Genomic DNA, 17,754 nt, shown 5'->3' on the forward strand with positions numbered 1-17,754 from the left:
ACCTTCCACTTATGCTAGGCTCGGCGCCGATACGGATAGGACCCTCCACTTATCCCCTCGGGAGACGGACATGAACACCGCACTCTGGATCGGCCAGATCGTCCTGGTCCTGATCGGCCTCGGCGGCCTCTTCAAGACCTTCGCGCCCATTCCGACGCTGCGCGAGAAGCTCGGGCCCTGGATCGACGACTTCCCGCCCGTCGTCGTGCGCCTGATCGCGCTGTCCGAGGTCGCGGCCATGTTCGCGCTGATCCTGCCGCCCCTGCTGGACGTGGCCACGATCCTCGTACCGCTGGCCGCGACGGGCCTGGCGCTGATGATGGTCGGCGCGGCGATCGTCCACGCCCGCCACAAGGAGTACAAGTCGATCCCGGTGAACGCCGTGCTGTTCGCCGTGGCGGTGTTCGTGGCCTGGGGCCGCTTCGGGGAGTGGGCCTTCTAGGAGCGGTCTACGACCGCCACGACCTCCACAGGGCCGCGTAGTCCCGGTCGGCGGCGATCAGCTCGTCGTGGCTGCCCAGCTCGGCGATCCGGCCGCCGCTGACGACCGCCACCCGGTCGGCGTCGTGCGCGGTGTGCAACCGGTGCGCGATCGCGATGACCGTGCGCCCTTCCAGCACCGCCGCCAGCGACCGCTCCAGGTGACGGGCCGCGCGCGGGTCGAGCAGCGAGGTCGCCTCGTCGAGCACGAGGGTGTGCGGGTCGGCCAGGACCAGCCGCGCCAGCGCGATCTGCTGCGCCTGCGCGGGACTCGGCTCGTAGCCACCGGAACCCAGCTCGGTGTCGAGCCCGCCGTCGAGGTCGGCGGCCCAGTCGGCGTCGACCGACGCCAGCGCCTGATAGATCTCGGCGTCGGTCGCGTCCGGCCGGGCCAGCGCCAGGTTGTCGCGCAGGGTCCCCAGGAACACGTGGTGCTCCTGCGTGACCAGCGCGATCCGCCGCCGCAGCTCACCGAGCGGCAGCCCGGTCACGTCCACACCGCCGACCGACACACTCCCGGTACGCGGCCCGTCCACGCCCGCCAGCAGCCTGCCCAGCGTCGACTTGCCCGCACCCGACGGCCCGACCATGGCCAGGCGCTCGCCGGGCCGGATGGTGATGTCGACGCCGTGCAGCACGTCGTGCCCTCCGGCGTAGGCGTAGCGGACGTCGGTCGCGGCGAGCCGGTCGTCCTCGGGGTCGAGGCCGTGCTCGGTGCGGTCGGCGGGCACCTTCCCGACGCCGAGGACGCGGGCGAAGGAGGTGCTGCCGATCTGGAGCTGCTCGGTCCAGGCGAGCAGCCGGTCCAGCGGTTCGATGATCTGGTTGACGTAGAGCGCGCCGGCCGTGACGGCGCCGATGGTGGCGAGGTCGTTGGCGTAGAGCACGCCGCCGACGAGCAGGATCGCGGCGAGCGGCACGAGGTAGGTGAACTCGGTGATCGGGAACCACACCGTGCGCAGCCGCAGCGCGCTCATCCGCACGTCGTGGAAGTCCTTGAGCGTGGCGTATCCGCGCTCGACCCGGCGCTCCTGGAGGCCGAGGGCCTCGATGGTGCGGGCGCCTTCGACGGTGGTGGCCAGGGCCTCGCTGAGGCCGGAGCGGACGCGCCCGTCGCGCAGGTAGATCAGCCGGGCCCGGCGGAGGTACCAGCGGGTGACGAGGAACAGCACGGGCGCGCCGACCAGCGAGGTCAGCGCGAGGATCGGGCTGAGGGTCACCATGGCGACGAAGGTGAGCAGGAGCGTCACGACGCCGACGAGCATCTCCGGGACGGCGAAGCGGATCGAGGAGCCGAGCGCGTCGACGTCCTGCGAGCTGCGGGTCATCAGGTCACCGGTGCCCGCGCGCTCCACCGTGGACAGCGGCAGGGACAGCGAGCGGCCGATGAAGGACTCGCGCAGTTCGGCCAGCAGCGTCTCGCCGAAACGGAAGGACACGTAGCGGGCGAAGCGGGTGACGACGGCGTTGACCACGACGAACCCGGCGATGAGCAGCGCGATCCGGTCGATGCCGGCGTTCGTGGTGCCCTTGCGGACGTCGTCGATGAGGTGCCCGAGAAGCCATGGACCGGCCAGCCCGGTGACGGCGGCCGACACGTGCAGGGCGATCACCGCGGTCAGCACGCCCGGCCGGGAGCGCAGCAGACGCCAGGCGGCCCGCCGGACCTCGGGCGGATCGGCGACCGGCAGGTCGGTGGTGGTGCTCATGGGGTGGGGCTCCTCGGATCTAGGCGCCCGCGACGCTACGCCCGCCCGCCCGCGACGGCCATCGTTTTTCCCACTATCGGCCGTACTGTGACCGGCGTCGCGGCGGAGCGGCCCGGGTACCGGGACTCGGTTTCACGAGCCCCGGACTCCGGACCGCCCGAGCCACGCGCGCGACCGTCTTCGCGCGCGGCCAGCGATGGCGCCGGTTCCCCACCGGCCCACCGCCGTTCGCGAGGTGGGCGCCCCTCCCCCGAGCGGGCGCCCACCTCCGTCCTAGGCCGTCCGCAGGGCCTCGACCGGATGCAGCCGCGCCGCCGCCAGCGCCGGGTAGATCCCGGCGAGCGTGCCCACGACCAGCCCGAGCAGCGGTCCCCCGGCCAGCAGCAGCGGATCGAGGATGACCAGCCAGTCCTTGCCGAGGGCGGCCGCCGCGGTCGCGTCGACGCCCAGGATCGTGCCGATCGTCCCGCCGACGAGGCCGAGGATCCCCGACTCGAAGAGGAACTGGACGGTGATCGCCGACCTCGTCGCGCCGGTCGCCCGGCGCAGGCCGATCTCGGGTTTGCGTTCCAGCACGGCCACATAGGTCGTGTTGGAGATCCCGATCGCGGCGATGAGCAGCGAGATCGCCGCCAGCCCCAGGAACAGCGCCTGCGTCTCCGACTGCACGCCCTGCTGGAAGGTCTCCAGGTCCGGCGGGGTCGTCACCGTCAACCGCGCCGGCGCCTGCGGATGCAGGGCCAGCGCGACCTCCGTGGCGACCTGCTGCGCCGCCCCCGGCGAGGTCCGCACGATCGCCTCGGCGGCACTGAAACCGCCACCGAGGCAACGCTCGTAGGGGAACACCACGGCACGTGTGAAACGCGTCTCGTTGTCGGGCGCGGTGAAGATCCCGACCACGAGGTAGGGCTGCCCGCCGATGAACACCATCGGGCCGTCCACCAGGGACTTGATACCGAGCTGCGCGGCCGCCGCGGTGTCGAGCATGACGACGGGATCGCCGCGCTCGCCGTGCCCGGCGTCGAACCAGCGGCCCTGGTCGAGGGACGCCTGGTAGGCGACCATCGCCTCGGACTGCGCGGCCATCGCCGAGAGGTTCACCGTCTTGCCGTAGGCGTTGCGGCCGACGTCGAGGTCCTGCGCCTTGCAGGACAGCCCGGCCTGTTCGACGCCGTTGAGCGAGCGGACGTTCTCCGACGCCGCGCCGGGCGGGGCCGCGATCCCCTCGGGGTAGCGGGCGGTGACCTGCGTGGCCTTGATCGCGTCGAAGCGGTCGGAGACCGCCCCGGCGGCCGAGGCCGTGATGCCCAGGGTGCCGATGGCCGTGGCGATGCCGAGGGCGACGCCGGCGATGGTCAGGCTCGACCGCAGCCGCCGGCCCTTGACCGCCAGCGCGGCCTGGATCAGCGCGTCCCGCGGCGAGGTGCGGACCTTGCGGCCGTTGTTGACGGCACCGAGCCCGGCGAGGTCGTCGTCCTTCCCTTTACGCCGCCAGGGGAGCCGCATGGCCGTCCACCACCTTCACGGTTCGGCCGGCCCGGTCGGCGACCTCGTTCTCGTGGGTCACGACGACGACCGCGCGGTCACCGGTCACCAGGTTCTCCAGCAGGTCCAGCACGGCCTGGGTGTTCTCGCTGTCGAGGTTGCCGGTCGGCTCGTCGCACAGCAGGACGCGCGGCTCGTGCACGATCGCGCGGGCGATCGCGACCCGCTGCCGCTCACCACCGGACAGCGTGTTCGGTCGGGCGTGCAGGCGATGCCCGAGCCCGACCGAGCGCAGCGCGGCCTCGGCGAGCACGGGCCGTTCCTTGCGCGGCACGCCCAGGTGCGTCAGGGGCAACGCGACGTTGGCCATGCAGTCGAGGTGCGCCACGACGTAGGCCGACTGGAACACGAAGCCCAGCGTCGTGGCCCGCAGCGCCGTCCGGGAGCGCTCCTTGAGCTTCCCGGTGTCGACGCCGTTGAGCAGGTAGGTGCCCGAGGTCGGTTCGTCGAGCAGGCCGAGGACGTTGAGGAGCGTGGACTTCCCCGAGCCCGAGGGCCCGATGATGGCCACCATCTCACCGGCGTCGACGGTGAAGGTCGCGTCCCGCAGGGCGGCGACCTCGGGCGGGCCGGGGAAGGTCCGGCCCACTTCGTTCAGGGCGATCATTTCTTGCTCCGCTCGGCGACGACGACCTTCGCGCCGACCGCCAGTTCACCTTCCTTCGCGGTCACCGCGGCCAGACCCTCGTGGTTGAGGTGGATCGTCACCGGCACGTCGGTGCGGTTTCCCGCCGCGTCGACGACGGTCACCACGTCGGTGCCGGCCTTGCGCCACAGGGCGGAGACGGGCACGACGACCGCTTCGGGCGGCGAGTGCTTGAACTCGACGACGACCTCCTGGGCGAGGCCGACCTTCGGCTTCTTGGGGAGGTCCTTCGGGTTCACCTTGAAGGTGGCGACGTCGCTGGGGCCGTTGTCCTCACCGTTGCCCCAGGGGTCGCCGCCCTCGTCGTTCTCCTCGGACTGCTCCTCCTGGCCGGGAGGCGGGCCGATACCGAGGAGGCTGGTGCTCTTGTCCTCAAGCGGTCCGTCGCCGAAGGTCAGGCGGGCGTCCTCGTCGAGGCTGTCGAGCCCTTTGGTGCCGTCGGCCAGGGGAACGGTGACCTGCCAGGCTCCGCCGACGAGCGTCAGCAGCGTGTCCTTGGCGGGCAGCCCGACCTGCGCCGAGACCTTCCCGACGGTCGCCGGGAGCGACTTGACGATGAGCAGCTCGGCGGCCGGGACGCTCACCAGTTTCGGTCCCGGCGTGGTCTCGCCGTCCTCGCCGACCGTCGCCTCACCGTCCACGGTGGACGGCTGGTAGCCGAGGGCGCTGTAGAGGCGCTTGACGTCGGCGGTGGTGCGCGCGTCGAAGGTCCCGGTAACCGGCGTCCCGTACAGCGAGGACAGCGCCTGCTGGAGCTGCGAGACGTCACGGCCCTTGTCGCCTTCCTTGATGTCGCGGAAGGCGGGGAACCTGCCCTGGAGCGCGATCATCGGGCGGCCGGAGATCTCGATCAGCGACTGCCCGTTCTTCACCTCGTCGCCGGACTCGCGCGGGAGGAAGGTGACGATCTGCTCGGCCCCTCCCCCACCGTTCTCGGATCCGGTGGCGGGCGCCTTCACCGACAGCGCGACCTCGCGGCCGAGCTCGCCGGTGAACTTGCGGGAGGCGGCCAGGGGCCCCTCCTGGACGGTCGCGGTGACCGTCGAGGGTTCGGGCGCGTCGGCCTCGGAGGAGACCTGCGCGGGCGTGCGGGCCTGGGAACCGGCCCAGACCGCGACGCCGGAGGAGACCACGAGCCCCAGGCTCAACAACGCGATGATGACCCGCGAGCGGGTGACGGCGATCTTCACCCGCTACTCCTTCAACAGGCCCTGTGCGGTGCCGAGCGCGGCGGTGACGTACTCGTACCAGCCGAACAGCTCGGTCTCGTAGTCGACGAGGTAGGTGTCGAGCGCGCCCTTCATCAGTTCGGCCTGGCCGGTGGAGTAGCCCGACTCCTGGTCGCACTCGACGTGCGCGACGGCGAGTTTGATCTCCTTCTCCTTGGCCTCGTCCATCTCCTCGTCGGTCGGCATCTCGAACTCGTCGGGGTCACCGACGTACGTGGTCGCCGAGCCGCCGTCCTCGCTCTCGATCACCTGGGAGGGGCCGTAGTAGAGCTCGTTGGCCTTCTCGTAGGCGTCGTCGGGGCTTTCGAGGTCGTCGAAGCCGCGGCCGGTCATGCAGCTGGCCCAGGACTCGTTGAGGGCCTGCATGTCGGGGCCTTCGCGCAGCTCGTCCCAGATCAGGATGGAGAACTTGTCGAGGGCGTAGTACTCCTTCTCGGTGTAGACGCCGATGCCGTCGGGGAAGACCTGGGTGTTCACCTCGGCCGTGCAGCCCTGGGTGGGGAACTGGCGCGTCGTGCCGTCGGGGAGCGTGACCTTCTCGTGGTTGGGGTACTCGGGCTCCTCCATCTTCATGTCGTCGGTCTCGCCCTTCTCCTCCATCTCCTTGTAGTACTCCTCCCAGAGCTTCTCCTTGTTCACGCCTTCGAGCGCGATGTAGTACGCGTCGCGCTCCTCGTCGGTGAGCTTGGTGTAGAAGCTGTCGTCGTACTCTTCCTCGGGCCCGCCGGGCAGGCCGCTGGCGTCACCGCTCGGATCGTCGGTGGGCGCCTCGCTCTCGCCTTCGCTCGGTTCGCCGCCCGGCCCGGGACCCCGGGGGTCCATGCCGTAGCCGTTCTTCTGGGCCTCTTCGAGGGTGGGCGTCATGCCCTGGTTCTCGGTGATGATCTCGTCGGGGTTGAAGACCCACTGCTCGCCGCCGACCATCCCACCGTCGGGGTGCACGGTGAAGCCCTTGCCCTCCATGCACTGCCTGGTCAGGCGGGCGATGACCTGGTCGAGTTCCGCGTCCGACTTGTTGCCCTCAAGCCACGCTTCCTTGGCGCCGGTCGGCTTTCCGTCGCCGCCGTCGTCTCCAGAGCACCCGACCAGCGCCAGTGCGCCGATCAAAACGACCGGCAGCAGCCGGTACACACGTGACCTCATGGTCCCTCCAGTTGTGTTCAACCCGAAAGATGCGGGCGGAGGGCGGGAGGTTGCCGTCGTCAGTCCTCGGATTCCCCGCGCGTCACGGTCGCGCGGTAACGGGGCTCGGTGCGCAGAAGCTCGTGGTGCGATCCGGTGGCCAGCACCTTTCCGCCGGCCACATAGGCCACTTCGTCGACCTGGGACAGCAGCAGCGGGCTGGTGGTCGCGATGATCGTGGTCCGGCCCTCGCGGGCGTCGCGGATCCGATCGGCGATCGCGGCCTCGGTGTGCGCGTCGACGGCCGAGGTCGGCTCGACGAGGACGAGCACCTCGGGGTCGAAGACCAGGGCGCGGGCCAGTCGCAGGCGCTGCCGCTGCCCTCCGGACAGGGACCGGCCGGCTTCGGCGACTTCGGCGTCGAGCCCACCGGGCAGGGCCTCGACGACGTCCTCGGCGGCGGCGATCTTCAGCGCCCGCTCGATCTCGGTGTCCTCGGCGCCGCCGCGCACGTCCAGTTCGTCGCGGAGACGGCCGGCGAACAGGCGGGCCTCGTTGTCGGCGATCAGGATCCGGCGGCGCACCTCGGCGACGTCCATGTCCGAAAGCCGCACGTTCCCGAAGGTCGCGCCGGAGTCCTCGTAGCGGCCGAGGCGGTCGGCGATGGCGGTGGCGTCGGCCGGCTCGGCCGCGGCGATCGCGTACAGGCGCCCCGCCGGTACGGCCAGCCCGGAGTCCGGGTCGACCAGCCCACCGCCCGGACTGTCCACCGTGGACCGTCCACTTTCGACGTCGGGCTGGAGCTTGAGGATGTTCACGACGCGGCGGGCCGCGACGAGCCCGCGGGTGATCTTGTAGGCGGCCTCGGCGAAGGTGCGCAGGGGGATGGTGAGCAGGGCGGCGTAGCCGTAGATGGCGACGACGTCGCCGACGCTGATGGTCCCGGAGTTCGCCATCCGCGCCGACAGCCAGGTCACCAGGGCGAGGAACAGGCCGGGCAACAGGATCTGGAGCGCCTCGACCCAGGTCTGGACGGCGCCGATGCGGAACCCGGCTCGTTTGAGCTGCTGGGAACGCTCACCGTAGCGGCGGTGGAACAGTTCTTCGCCGCCGATGCCGCGCAGTACGCGGAGTCCCGAGACGATGTCGTTCGCCTGCGCCGACAGCGCGCCCTGCTGTTCGCGGTAGTGCGCTTCGCGGCGTTGGAGGGGCTTGATGAGGGGCCCGACGAGGAACATCAGGATCGGTACGCCGATGAGCACGACGGCCCCGAGGGGCGGTGAGATGGCGAGCAGGATCGCGACGATCACGACGAGGGTGACGACGGCGCCGGAGAGCCGCGCGCTGATGTCGAGGGCCATGCCGATGTTGGCGATGTCGGCGGCGCCGATCGAGACGACTTCACCCGTGGACACCTGTTTGGGCAGGGCGGCACCGAGTTTCACGGCTCGCCGGGTCACGACCTGGACGGTGCGGATACCGCCGTACATGGACACCTTGACGACGGTCCGGTGCCGCATGATCCCGGCGCCGGCACCGATCGCGGCGAGCAGCAGGATCCCCCCGGACCACGCCAGCAGCGAGGGCCAGTGCTTGGTGGCGACACCTTGGTCGATGGCCCGCCCGAGCAGCGCGGGAGACACGGCCATGCACACCATCCACACGATCCCGTAGAACATCCCGGCGAGGACACGCGGCATCTGCCCCCTCAGCAACCACCACAGGTAGCGGGCCGGTGAGACGGAATCGGGAGTGCCGGGATCGGGCGAAGGCATGGTACGCACAGCCGGTGGACGCTACGCCTGGACGAACCAATTGGCGACCCCATATCCCACCATCCGAAGCACATGTGGGAGGGGACACATGGACAAGGTCAAGACAAAGACGAAGGGGAGGACCCAAGCCCCCAGGACCGGGGAGCGAAGCGATCCCGGGACCGAAAGTCCCGGGTCGGGGACGGAGTCCCCGGTGGGGTTCGGGGCGAAGCCCCCGGCCGGAACCAACCCGACACGACCGGAAAGCCCCGCCCTCTCACCGCCCTTCTAACAAGCCCAACGCATGCGCCACCTCGGTTCGCAACGCCTGCAAACAAGCCGTGGCCCGCTCCCGCGCCTCCCCGACCTCTCCCCCCACCACCGGCTCGACGACCTCCAGGTACGCCTTCAGCTTCGGTTCCGTCCCGGACGGCCGCACCACCACCCGCGCCTGCGGTGTCCGCAGCCTCATCGCGTCGGTCTCGGGCAGCAGGTCCTCCACCGACGCGACCGGCTCGTCCAGCAACGTCGCGGGCGGCCGCGCCCGCAACCGCGCCATGGCGTCGGCGATCTCGCGCAGGTCCTCGACTCGCACCGACAGCTGATCGGTGGCATGGACCCCGAACTCGTCGGCGAGCTCGTCGAGCCGTTCCCCGAGGTTGCTCAGCTGCGCCTTCAGCCCGGCCGCCAGCTCGCACGCGAGCACCGCGGCACTGATCCCGTCCTTGTCGCGAACGTTGCCGGGCGCGACGCAGTACCCGATCGCCTCTTCGTACCCGAACGCCAAATCCCGCGACGCCCGCACGATCCACTTGAAGCCGGTGAGCGTCTCCTCGTACGGCACGTCACGAGCGAGGCACAGGGCCCGCAGCATCGACGACGACACGATCGTCGTCGCGTAGGTGCCTTCGCGGCCCCGCCGCATCAGGTGGTCGGCGAGGAGGATGCCGAGTTCGTCGCCGCGCAGGAGCCGCCAGTCCTCGCCGTGCGGGATGGCGACGGCGCAACGGTCGGCGTCGGGGTCGAGCGCGATGGCGATGTCGGCCTTGCGCTTGCGCGCGAGGTTGAGCAGCCGGTCGGTCGCGCCGGGTTCCTCGGGGTTGGGGAACGCGACGGTCGGGAAGGCCGGGTCGGGCCGGGTCTGTTCGGCGACGAGGGTCGGCGTGCTGAATCCGGCCAGTTCCAGGGCCTCGATGAGGGTCGTGCCGCCGACGCCGTGCATCGGCGTGGCGACGATGTCGAGGTCGCGGGGGTCGTCGCGGTCGGTGACGGCGGCGACTCCGGCGAGGTAGCCGTCGACGACGGACCGGTCGAGGAGTTCGGCGGCGTCGCCGAGCGGGACTTCCGCGAGGCGCCCGACGGCTTCGATGGCCGCCTCGATCTCGGTGTCCACAGGGGACACGATCTGCGCGCCGTTGCCTTCCACGCCGCCGAGTTCGGCGCCCAGGTAGACCTTGTACCCGTTGTCGCGCGGCGGGTTGTGGCTCGCCGTGACCATGACCCCGGCGACGGCCTGGAGGGCCCGGACGGCGTAGGCGAGCACCGGCGTCGGCAGCGGCTCGGGCATCATCAGCGCGCGACGGCCCGTGCCGGTCACGACTCGCGCGGTCTCCTCGGCGAAGTCGACCGAGCCGTAGCGGGCGTCGTAGCCGATCACGACCGGCCCTTTCGCGCCGGACTTGTCCAGCCAGGCGCACAGTCCCGCGGCGGCGGCGCGCACGACCGCGCGGTTCATCCCGTTCGGCCCGGCGCGGACGGGGCCGCGCAGCCCGGCGGTGCCGAAGGCGAGCCGGCCGGCGAAGCGGTCGGCGAGGTCGTCGGCGCTGTCGGGCAGTTCGTCGAGGACCCGGCGCAGTTCCTTGGCGGTCGCCGGGTCGGGGTCGTCGGCGATCCAGGACTGCGCGGCCGCGCTCAGGCGAGCGAGCCTGCGGTCAGGTGGTGACTGGTTCATGCGTGCATGTTCGCATAACGGACACGGCTGTGGCGCCTCGGTGGCGGCCCGCGCGGGTGCCGCTACTCACCGAGCTGGAAGGACTTCACCGCCTCGTCGAAGACGGCCTTGTTGTCGGCGAAGGCGTCCTCGGGGACCGAGAGGTAGATGTGGTAGTTGTCACCGTCGACCTTGATGATCGCCCACAGTCCGTGCCGGGCGGCGTCGTCGCTCTTGCGGGTGCCGGTGTACTCGATGACCGAGCCGTCGTGTCCGCCGTAGCTGATCGGGCCGAGGCTGATCTGTTCCAGGCTGCCCTTGACGAAGTAGCCTCCGTCGAGGCCGGCGGCCGCGCCGGTGAGGAGCTTGTCGGGGGCGGACTTCTCGTCGGTGACGTTGAAGCGGATCCAGACGTCGTCGTTGTCGGGGTGGTAGACGTTGATGACGTTGGCCTTCTCCGGCTCGACCGACCAGCCCTTCGGAACGTTGACGGTGTAACCGTTCTCGGGGTTGGTGTAGACCTCGGTCTCCATCGCGGTGTTCTCACCGTTGCCGGTGGGCGTCGCGCCGCCGGGATCCTCGTCGTCGCCGCCGCCGAAGACGCCGATCATCACGAAGACCAGGACGATGACGACCACCGCCGCGCCGGCGGAGAGCATCCACGGCTTGGGGTTCTTCTTCACGGTGTCCAGGAGACCCGCGACACCGCCGCCGGAGGACTTGCCCGGCCCGCCCTGCCCCGGCAGGGGCGGGAGGTTCTGACCGTAGGGCTGCTGTCCGGGCGGGGGCCCGTACGGCGACTGCTGCTGCTGAGGTGCGCCGTAGGACTGCTGCGGGATCGGCGGGCTGAAGGGCCGCGTCTCCTCGCCGTAACCGCCCTGCGGCGGCTGTGGGGGCGTGAACGGCCGCGTCTGCTCGCCGTAACCGCCCTGCTGGGGTGCGGGCGGGCCGACGGCATAGGACTGCTGCTGCTGCTCGTAGGCGCCGCTGTCGGCGCTAGGGGCGGGATGCGCGGCGGTCGACTCGAAGGCCGCCTCGGGCCGCGGCTGCTGGAACCGCGGTGAACCGGAGACCGGCATGCCCGACACGGGCGCCGCCGAGACGGGCGCGCCCGACACCGGAGGCGAGGACACCGGCCGCGAAGGCTGCTGCGGAATGACGCGGTGGAGGTCGGTGAGACCGTCGACGGCCTGCGAGGCGAGGGGCCCGGCACCGCCGAGGAGCTGCTGGATGGCCGCGCGGGTCTGCTCGACGTTCCAGCGGCGCTGGGGGTCCTTCTCCAGGAGACCGCCGAGGATCGGCAGCAGCGGCCCGGCCCGGCGCGGCGACTCCGGCGGGTCGTGCACGACGGCCTGCATGGTGGCGAGCGCGTTGGCGCGGTCGAAGGGCGGACGGCCCTCGACGGCGGCGTAAAGGGTGACACCTAGGGAGAACAGGTCGCTCGGGGGCCCGATCTGGCCGCCGGTGGCGCGCTCGGGGGCGATGTAGTGCGCCGACCCGAGGACCATGCCGGGCGTGGTCAGGTTGGAGGGCGCGTTGGTGCGGGCGACGCCGAAGTCGGAGAGCACGCAGCGGCCGTCGGAGCTGATGAGGACGTTGCCGGGCTTGACGTCGCGGTGCAGAATGCCCGCGGCGTGCGCCGCTTCGAGGGCGCCGAGCATGGACAGGCCGATCTTGGCCACCACGCGCGGCGGCATCGGGCCGTCGTCCTTGAGGATGTCGGCGAGACTGCGGGCCTGCAGGAGCTCCATGATGATCCACGGGCGTCCGGCCTCGGTGATGACGTCGAAGACGCGGATCACCGACGCGTGGGACAGCGCTGCGGCCGCGCGGGCCTCGCGCAGCGTGCGTTCGACGAGCGTGTCGCGTTCGGCGGACGGCAGCTCGGCGGGGAGGAGGACCTCCTTGATGGCCACGTCACGCTGCAGGAGCGTGTCGTGGGCACGCCAGACCGCTCCCATGCCACCGTCGCCGATGGGTGCGCGCAGCTCGTAACGTCCGGCGATCGTCGCGCCGACGACGGCTCGTCCGTCTCCGGGCACGGGGGTGTGCTGAGTCACGATGCTTCCTCCGAGGGGCGAGGGTCCCATTGTGGCGGAACCGCGCCATTGTGCCCACCGGCCGCCAGCCGACTGAGGGCGCCCCTACTATCAGCGCCATGACGGACGTACGACGTGGTGAGTCTGGCTTCCCCATCAAACCGGTATATAAGGCCGCCGATGTGGCACCCGGGCTTGACGAACGCCTCGGGGAGCCCGGGAGCTACCCGTACACAAGGGGCGTATACCCCACCATGTACACCACGCGGCCGTGGACGATGCGACAGTACGCCGGTTTCGGCACCGCCGCCGAATCCAACCGTCGGTACCACCAGCTTCTGGACGCGGGGACGATGGGACTGTCCGTCGCCTTCGACCTGCCCACCCAGATGGGTTTCGACTCCGACGACCCGATCGCGCGCGGTGAGGTCGGCAAGGTCGGTGTGGCGATCGACTCGATCGAGGACATGCGGGTGCTGTTCGAGGGCATCCCGCAGGACAGGGTCTCGGTCTCGATGACGATCAACGCGCCGGCGTCGGTCCTGCTGCTGCTCTACCAGCTCGTCGCCGAGGAGAAGGGGATCGCCGGGTCGGCGCTGACCGGGACGATCCAGAACGACATCCTCAAGGAGTACATCGCGCGCGGAACCTATATCTATCCGCCGAAACCGTCCCTGCGTCTGGTATCCGACACCTTCGCCTACTGCCGTTTTGAGATTCCACAGTGGAACACGATCTCCATCTCGGGCTATCACATGGCCGAGGCCGGGGCGACGCCCACGCAGGAGATCGCCTTCACGATCGCCAACGGCATCGAGTACGTCCGGGCGGCGATCGCGGCCGGGATGGACGTCGACGAGTTCGCGCCCCGGCTGTCCTTCTTCTTCGTGGCGCGCACGACGCTGCTCGAAGAGGTCGCGAAGTTCCGGGCCGCGCGGCGGATCTGGTCGCGGGTGATGCGCGAGGAGTTCGGCGCGAAGAACCCCAAGTCGCTGATGCTGCGTTTCCACACGCAGACGGCCGGGGTGCAGCTGACGGCGCAGCAGCCGGAGGTCAACCTCGTCCGGGTCGCCGTGCAGGGCCTCGGCGCCGTCCTGGGCGGAACCCAGTCGCTGCACACGAACTCCTTCGACGAGGCCATCGCGCTGCCGACGGAGAAGGCCGCCCGGCTGGCGCTGCGGACGCAGCAGGTGCTGGCCTACGAGACCGACGTGACCGCGACCGTCGACCCCTTCGCCGGGTCCTATGTGGTCGAGGCGATGACCGACGAGATCGAGACGGAGGCCGTGGCGCTGATCGAGCGCGTCTTCGCGCACGGCTCGTCGGTCGAGGCGATCGAGGCGGGATTCCAGAAGCAGGAGATCGAGTCGAGCGCCTACGCCACGGCGCTGTCGATCGACTCCGGGGAGCGCGTCGTGGTCGGCGTGAACCGCTTCACCGTCGACACCGAGGAGCCCTACGAGCCGCTGCGCGTCGACCCGGCCATCGAGGCCGCGCAGACCGAGCGACTGGCGGCACTGCGCGCCGGGCGCGACAACACCGACGTCACGGCGAAGCTCGCCGCCTTGCGTGAGGCCGCCGACGGCGACGGGAACGTGCTGTACCCGCTGCGCGAGGCGCTGCGGGCGAAGGCGACCGTCGGCGAGGTGTGCGGGACGCTGCGGGAGACCTGGGGGCGTTACGTGCCGCCGGACTCGTTCTGAGCGTCCAGGGTCGCCATCGCCGCGCGCATGCGCAGGGCCAGCGGCACCGACAGGCCGAGCAGGACGGCGCCCTGGAACGCGGGCACCGTCCACAGTGGCGCGAACTCCAGGATGGCGCCGGCCACGACGTTCGCCAGTGGTGACAGTCCCGTCGCGGCGGCGAAGAACAGGCCGAGGACGCGGCCGTGCATCTCCTCGGGCGTGAACCGCCGGATCAGCGACATGACCAGCGGCACGACCGGGCCGCTGCCGAGCCCGGCGAGCGCGAGGAACACCAGCCGCGCACCGAAGGTCGGGACGGCGACGAAGGCGAACATGGCCGCGCCCTCGACGGCGAGACAGGCCAGCAGCGCCGCCCATCGCGAGACCCGGTTGACCATGAGCGTGTAGAGCCCGAGGCCGAGGAGCGAGCCGACGGTGCTGGCGCCGAGAAGCCAGCCGAGGCCGCCTTCGGGTGCGCCGGGGCGGGTGCCGTAGAGCGGCAGTACGACGGTGCCGGTGGCCGCGGCGACGCCGGAGATGACGCATCCGGCGATCAGGGCGAGCCGGACGGGCGGCTGGCGCCAGGCGGTGCGCAGGCCGTCGAGCCAGTCGGCGAGCAGGCCGCCGCCGTCGGGCGCGGCCTGCCGCACGCGGCGGTAGCGGACGGCGGTGACGACCGCGGCGGTGAGCAGGAAGCTGCCGGCGTCGATCCAGATGAGGGTGGGCAGGTCGACGGCGGCGGCGAGGAGCCCGGCGAGGGCGAGACCGCCGACGTAGCCGGCGCTGAGCAGGAACTGGTAGGCGCTCTCGGCCCGGTCGACGTTGACGCCGGCGCGTTCGGCGACCTGGTTGACCAGTCCGCGGCGGGCCATGCCGCCGGTGCTGCCGCAGGCGTTGGCGGCCAGGCCGATCGCGCACAGGACGGCGACGTTCAGGGCGCCGAACCCGCCGAGGAGCGGGATGAGCATGAGGATCAGCCCGGCGGCGGAGCTGCCGCCGATGGCGGTCCGGCGCGCGCCGAAGCGGTCGGCGAGCGCGCCGCCGAAGGTGTTGCCGAGGACGAGCCCGACGGCCTCGAAGGCGCCGACGAGTCCGAGGTGGAGGGCGGAGCCGGTCAGGTGCAGGACGAGCAGCGGTACGGCGACGACGGTGATCGCACTGCCGAAGACGTTGACGGCCGTCGATCCGAGCACGACGTACAGGGGGGCGCGGGAGCGTCCGGCGAGGTCGGCCGGTTCCGCTCGCACCGCACCGGCGTTGTCGGTCACGGACGGTCCTTTCGGGCACGGGTGAGGCAACGCTAGATCGTCGGCCGCGCGCCGGGAAGATCCGTGACGCGAAGCCGCCGGAGTTCGCACTCCGTGTAGTCGGCGCGACACATGGGTACGTGCGTGTTAGACAGTCAAGATGACGAGGGAGGACGAGAGCTTCTACCGGGACCTGTCCGTCCGGGCGAGTGCGCTGCTCGGGGTGCGGTTCTCGCCGCGGCACGTGAAGGTGGCGTATCTGCTCTGGTCGGGTCATGACGATGAGCGCGTCGCGCGGGAGGTGGGCTGCGGACGGCGGACGGTTCAGCGGGACGTGGCGAGTCTCGCGGCGATGCTGGGAGTGCGGTCGAGGTTCGCGGTAGCGTTCGAACTGGGCCGCCTCTGGGAGCGGCTCCAGCGGGAGCGGCCGCGGGAGAGTCCGTACTGGCGCCGTCGTATCAGCGAATAGGGAAGATCAATTGACACCGGGCGCGAGCAATTGCACTCAGTGCCTAAATGTTCGGACCCGTTGTGCGACGCCACTGCGTTGTTGGGGGTAAGAATTCATCAGTGGAGATTACTCAACGTAGTTCATTTGGGAAGTCCCGTCACGATCCGCCGACCGGGTCGTCCCACCAACGGTTGACCGCTCAAGCCGTAACTTGATCGGCTCGTAAACCGTTATGGGAGGTGTGGGACAGGTGGCAGGCTCTATGCAACCCCACCACGAGCGCGAACAGGCCCGCGGCGCATCCAAGCGCGGGCCGGGTACGGCCAGGCGTCGCGAGCGACCCTCGGACGGCATGGACGCCAATCGGCTGCCCAATGCGGACAGTAATCAGCGGCGGTCTAGGCTGACCGAGTCTTTTGTAGACGCACACAAGACTCACGACCCGCGTACGCCGACACATTGCGACAATGTTTCGGGCAACGCAGCCAAGAGCCATGGAGTCCGACCTCAAGTCCATTCAATCCAGCACGAAGGTACCCACACCGTGACTATCACGTCGACACTCTCCGCAGAGCCGATGCCCGCCCCATTCGGGCCGGACGCCGAGGGAGACCCGTTGCCGGGTCGCCTCGACGCCTGGCTGGCCGCTCATGCCGAGGAACTCGTCCGGATCCGCCGTCACTTCCACATGCACCCCGAACTCTCGGGTGAGGAGCACGGCACCGCCGCGTACGTGGCCGAGCGGCTCAGCGCCGCCGGGCTGTCGCCACGGCTGATTCCCGGCGGCAACGGCGTGCTCTGCGACATCGGCGAAGGCGACCGCGTGATCGCCCTGCGCGGCGACATGGACGCGCTCCCGATCGTCGACCCGAAGGACGTGCCTTACCGCTCGACCGTCGACGGGGCCTGTCACGCGTGCGGACACGACGTGCACACGACCGTCATCCTCGGCACGGGCCTGATGCTGGCCGACCTCGCGTCGCGGGGCGAGCTGTCCGGTCGGGTGCGGCTGGTGTTCCAGCCGAGCGAGGAGAAGTTCCCGTCGGGGGCGCCGGTCATGATGCGCGCCGGCGCGCTGGACGACGTGGCGGCGATCTACGCGCTGCACTGCGACCCGCGGCTTCCGGCCGGGATGGTCGGGATGCGTTCGGGGCCGCTGACGGCGGCGTCGGACATGCTGGAGGTGCGGCTGTCGGGTCGCGGCGGGCACACGTCCCGCCCGCATCTGACGACGGATCTGGTGCACGCGCTGTCGCGGGTCGTCGTGGACGTGCCGGCGCTGCTGAACCGCAGGCTCGACCCGCGGATCGGGGTGGCCCTCGTCTTCGGCGCGATCCAGGCGGGACAGGCGGCCAACGCCATCCCGCAGGAGGGCGTCGTGCGCGGGACCGTGCGGATGCTCGACCGCAACGCGTGGAAGACCGTGCCGGGCATGGTCGAGCAACTCATCCGCGATGTCGTCGCCGCGACCGGCGCGACCGCCGAGATCGAGTACACGCAGGGCGTGCCGCCGGTCGTCAACGACCGCGTGGCGACGGCGGTCTTCGCCGGTGCCGCCGCGGCCGCGCTCGGCGAGGAGCGGGTCACGGAGTCGCCGATCAGCATGGGCGGCGAGGACTTCGCCTGGTACCTGGAGCAGGTGCCGGGCGCGATGGCGCGCCTCGGCGTCGGCCGTGCCGGGCAGGCGCTCGATCTGCACCAGGGCGACTTCGACGTCGACGAGTCGGCGATCGCGACGGGCGTGCGGGTCATGACGCACACCGCGATGGCGGCGGTCGGTTCGGCGGCGTTCTAGTTTCCGCCCGGACGGGCGGGCAGGACTCGGTGGTCGGTGGTGCCGGAGTGGCTCACCGGCCACTGTTCTGTGCGGGCGCATGTCACAGAACCCGGGCGTCGTTCGTCCCGTGTACGGCCGCC

General features: G+C 70.9%; 13 protein-coding genes. 4 read left to right on the top strand and 9 right to left on the bottom strand.

Annotation, left to right across the window (positions count from 1 at the left end; genetic code table 11):
- The first annotated feature begins 70 nt into the window (after window positions 1-70).
- Window positions 71-442, top strand: a complete 372-nt coding sequence (locus tag HNR73_RS22075) for a DoxX family protein (RefSeq protein WP_184789469.1) — start codon at window positions 71-73, stop codon at window positions 440-442.
- A 7-nt stretch (window positions 443-449) separates the two neighbouring features.
- On the opposite strand, the gene HNR73_RS22080 is transcribed toward HNR73_RS22075, so the two are convergent.
- From HNR73_RS22080 to HNR73_RS22115, 8 genes are all read right to left on the bottom strand, one after another.
- Entirely contained in the window at window positions 450-2,189 is a 1,740-nt protein-coding gene (locus HNR73_RS22080) for an ABC transporter ATP-binding protein (RefSeq protein ID WP_184789470.1), read from the bottom strand.
- A gap of 273 nt (window positions 2,190-2,462) precedes the next feature.
- Window positions 2,463-3,695: an ABC transporter permease gene (locus tag HNR73_RS22085; RefSeq protein ID WP_184789471.1), complete on the bottom strand. Its 1,233-nt coding sequence runs from the start codon at window positions 3,693-3,695 to the stop codon at window positions 2,463-2,465.
- Window positions 3,673-4,341: an ABC transporter ATP-binding protein gene (locus tag HNR73_RS22090; RefSeq protein WP_184789472.1), complete on the bottom strand. Its 669-nt coding sequence runs from the start codon at window positions 4,339-4,341 to the stop codon at window positions 3,673-3,675. The genes HNR73_RS22085 and HNR73_RS22090 overlap by 23 nt, the downstream gene beginning before the upstream one ends.
- Window positions 4,338-5,570, bottom strand: coding sequence for a hypothetical protein (locus HNR73_RS22095; RefSeq protein WP_184789473.1), 1,233 nt, complete (start codon window positions 5,568-5,570; stop codon window positions 4,338-4,340). Before HNR73_RS22095 ends, HNR73_RS22090 begins: the two co-directional genes overlap by 4 nt.
- Before the next feature lie 3 nt (window positions 5,571-5,573).
- Window positions 5,574-6,752: a hypothetical protein gene (locus HNR73_RS22100; protein ID WP_184789474.1), complete on the bottom strand. Its 1,179-nt coding sequence runs from the start codon at window positions 6,750-6,752 to the stop codon at window positions 5,574-5,576.
- 59 nt (window positions 6,753-6,811) lie between these two features.
- Window positions 6,812-8,506: an ABC transporter ATP-binding protein gene (locus HNR73_RS22105; protein ID WP_221331059.1), complete on the bottom strand. Its 1,695-nt coding sequence runs from the start codon at window positions 8,504-8,506 to the stop codon at window positions 6,812-6,814.
- 256 nt (window positions 8,507-8,762) lie between these two features.
- Window positions 8,763-10,436: a phospho-sugar mutase gene (locus HNR73_RS22110; RefSeq protein WP_184789476.1), complete on the bottom strand. Its 1,674-nt coding sequence runs from the start codon at window positions 10,434-10,436 to the stop codon at window positions 8,763-8,765.
- Window positions 10,437-10,498: 62 nt separating this feature from the next.
- Window positions 10,499-12,475: a serine/threonine-protein kinase gene (locus tag HNR73_RS22115; RefSeq protein ID WP_184789477.1), complete on the bottom strand. Its 1,977-nt coding sequence runs from the start codon at window positions 12,473-12,475 to the stop codon at window positions 10,499-10,501.
- 98 nt (window positions 12,476-12,573) lie between these two features.
- Here HNR73_RS22115 and HNR73_RS22120 point away from each other — a divergent pair, with 98 nt between their 5' ends.
- Window positions 12,574-14,157 carry an acyl-CoA mutase large subunit family protein gene (locus tag HNR73_RS22120; protein WP_184789478.1) on the top strand — a complete coding sequence of 528 codons (1,584 nt, stop codon included), beginning with the start codon at window positions 12,574-12,576 and terminating at the stop codon, window positions 14,155-14,157.
- On the opposite strand, the gene HNR73_RS22125 is transcribed toward HNR73_RS22120, so the two are convergent.
- Window positions 14,133-15,407, bottom strand: coding sequence for an MFS transporter (locus tag HNR73_RS22125; protein WP_184789479.1), 1,275 nt, complete (start codon window positions 15,405-15,407; stop codon window positions 14,133-14,135). The two genes, HNR73_RS22120 and HNR73_RS22125, sit on opposite strands and share 25 nt — an antisense overlap.
- A 139-nt stretch (window positions 15,408-15,546) precedes the next feature.
- Between HNR73_RS22125 and HNR73_RS22130 the strand changes: the two genes are divergently transcribed.
- Window positions 15,547-15,855, top strand: a complete 309-nt coding sequence (locus HNR73_RS22130; RefSeq protein ID WP_184789480.1) for a hypothetical protein — start codon at window positions 15,547-15,549, stop codon at window positions 15,853-15,855.
- A gap of 559 nt (window positions 15,856-16,414) precedes the next feature.
- Window positions 16,415-17,632 carry an amidohydrolase gene (locus tag HNR73_RS22135; RefSeq protein ID WP_184789481.1) on the top strand — a complete coding sequence of 406 codons (1,218 nt, stop codon included), beginning with the start codon at window positions 16,415-16,417 and terminating at the stop codon, window positions 17,630-17,632.
- Window positions 17,633-17,754 lie beyond the last annotated feature (122 nt).

It is taken from the genome of Phytomonospora endophytica (assembly GCF_014202425.1).
GTDB classification, from domain to species: domain Bacteria; phylum Actinomycetota; class Actinomycetes; order Mycobacteriales; family Micromonosporaceae; genus Phytomonospora; species Phytomonospora endophytica.

Bases quoted from the DNA above. Each gene is read 5' to 3' on its own strand.
- HNR73_RS22120 (WP_184789478.1), top strand. From the start codon at position 12,574: ATGACGGACGTACGACGTGGTGAGTCTGGCTTCCCCATCAAACCGGTA.
- HNR73_RS22080 (WP_184789470.1), bottom strand. From the start codon at position 2,189: ATGAGCACCACCACCGACCTGCCGGTCGCCGATCCGCCCGAGGTCCGG.
- HNR73_RS22110 (WP_184789476.1), bottom strand. From the start codon at position 10,436: ATGAACCAGTCACCACCTGACCGCAGGCTCGCTCGCCTGAGCGCGGCC.
- HNR73_RS22090 (WP_184789472.1), bottom strand. From the start codon at position 4,341: ATGATCGCCCTGAACGAAGTGGGCCGGACCTTCCCCGGCCCGCCCGAG.
- HNR73_RS22130 (WP_184789480.1), top strand. From the start codon at position 15,547: ATGACGAGGGAGGACGAGAGCTTCTACCGGGACCTGTCCGTCCGGGCG.
- HNR73_RS22105 (WP_221331059.1), bottom strand. From the start codon at position 8,506: ATGCCTTCGCCCGATCCCGGCACTCCCGATTCCGTCTCACCGGCCCGC.
- HNR73_RS22135 (WP_184789481.1), top strand. From the start codon at position 16,415: ATGCCCGCCCCATTCGGGCCGGACGCCGAGGGAGACCCGTTGCCGGGT.
- HNR73_RS22085 (WP_184789471.1), bottom strand. From the start codon at position 3,695: ATGCGGCTCCCCTGGCGGCGTAAAGGGAAGGACGACGACCTCGCCGGG.
- HNR73_RS22100 (WP_184789474.1), bottom strand. From the start codon at position 6,752: ATGAGGTCACGTGTGTACCGGCTGCTGCCGGTCGTTTTGATCGGCGCA.
- HNR73_RS22075 (WP_184789469.1), top strand. From the start codon at position 71: ATGAACACCGCACTCTGGATCGGCCAGATCGTCCTGGTCCTGATCGGC.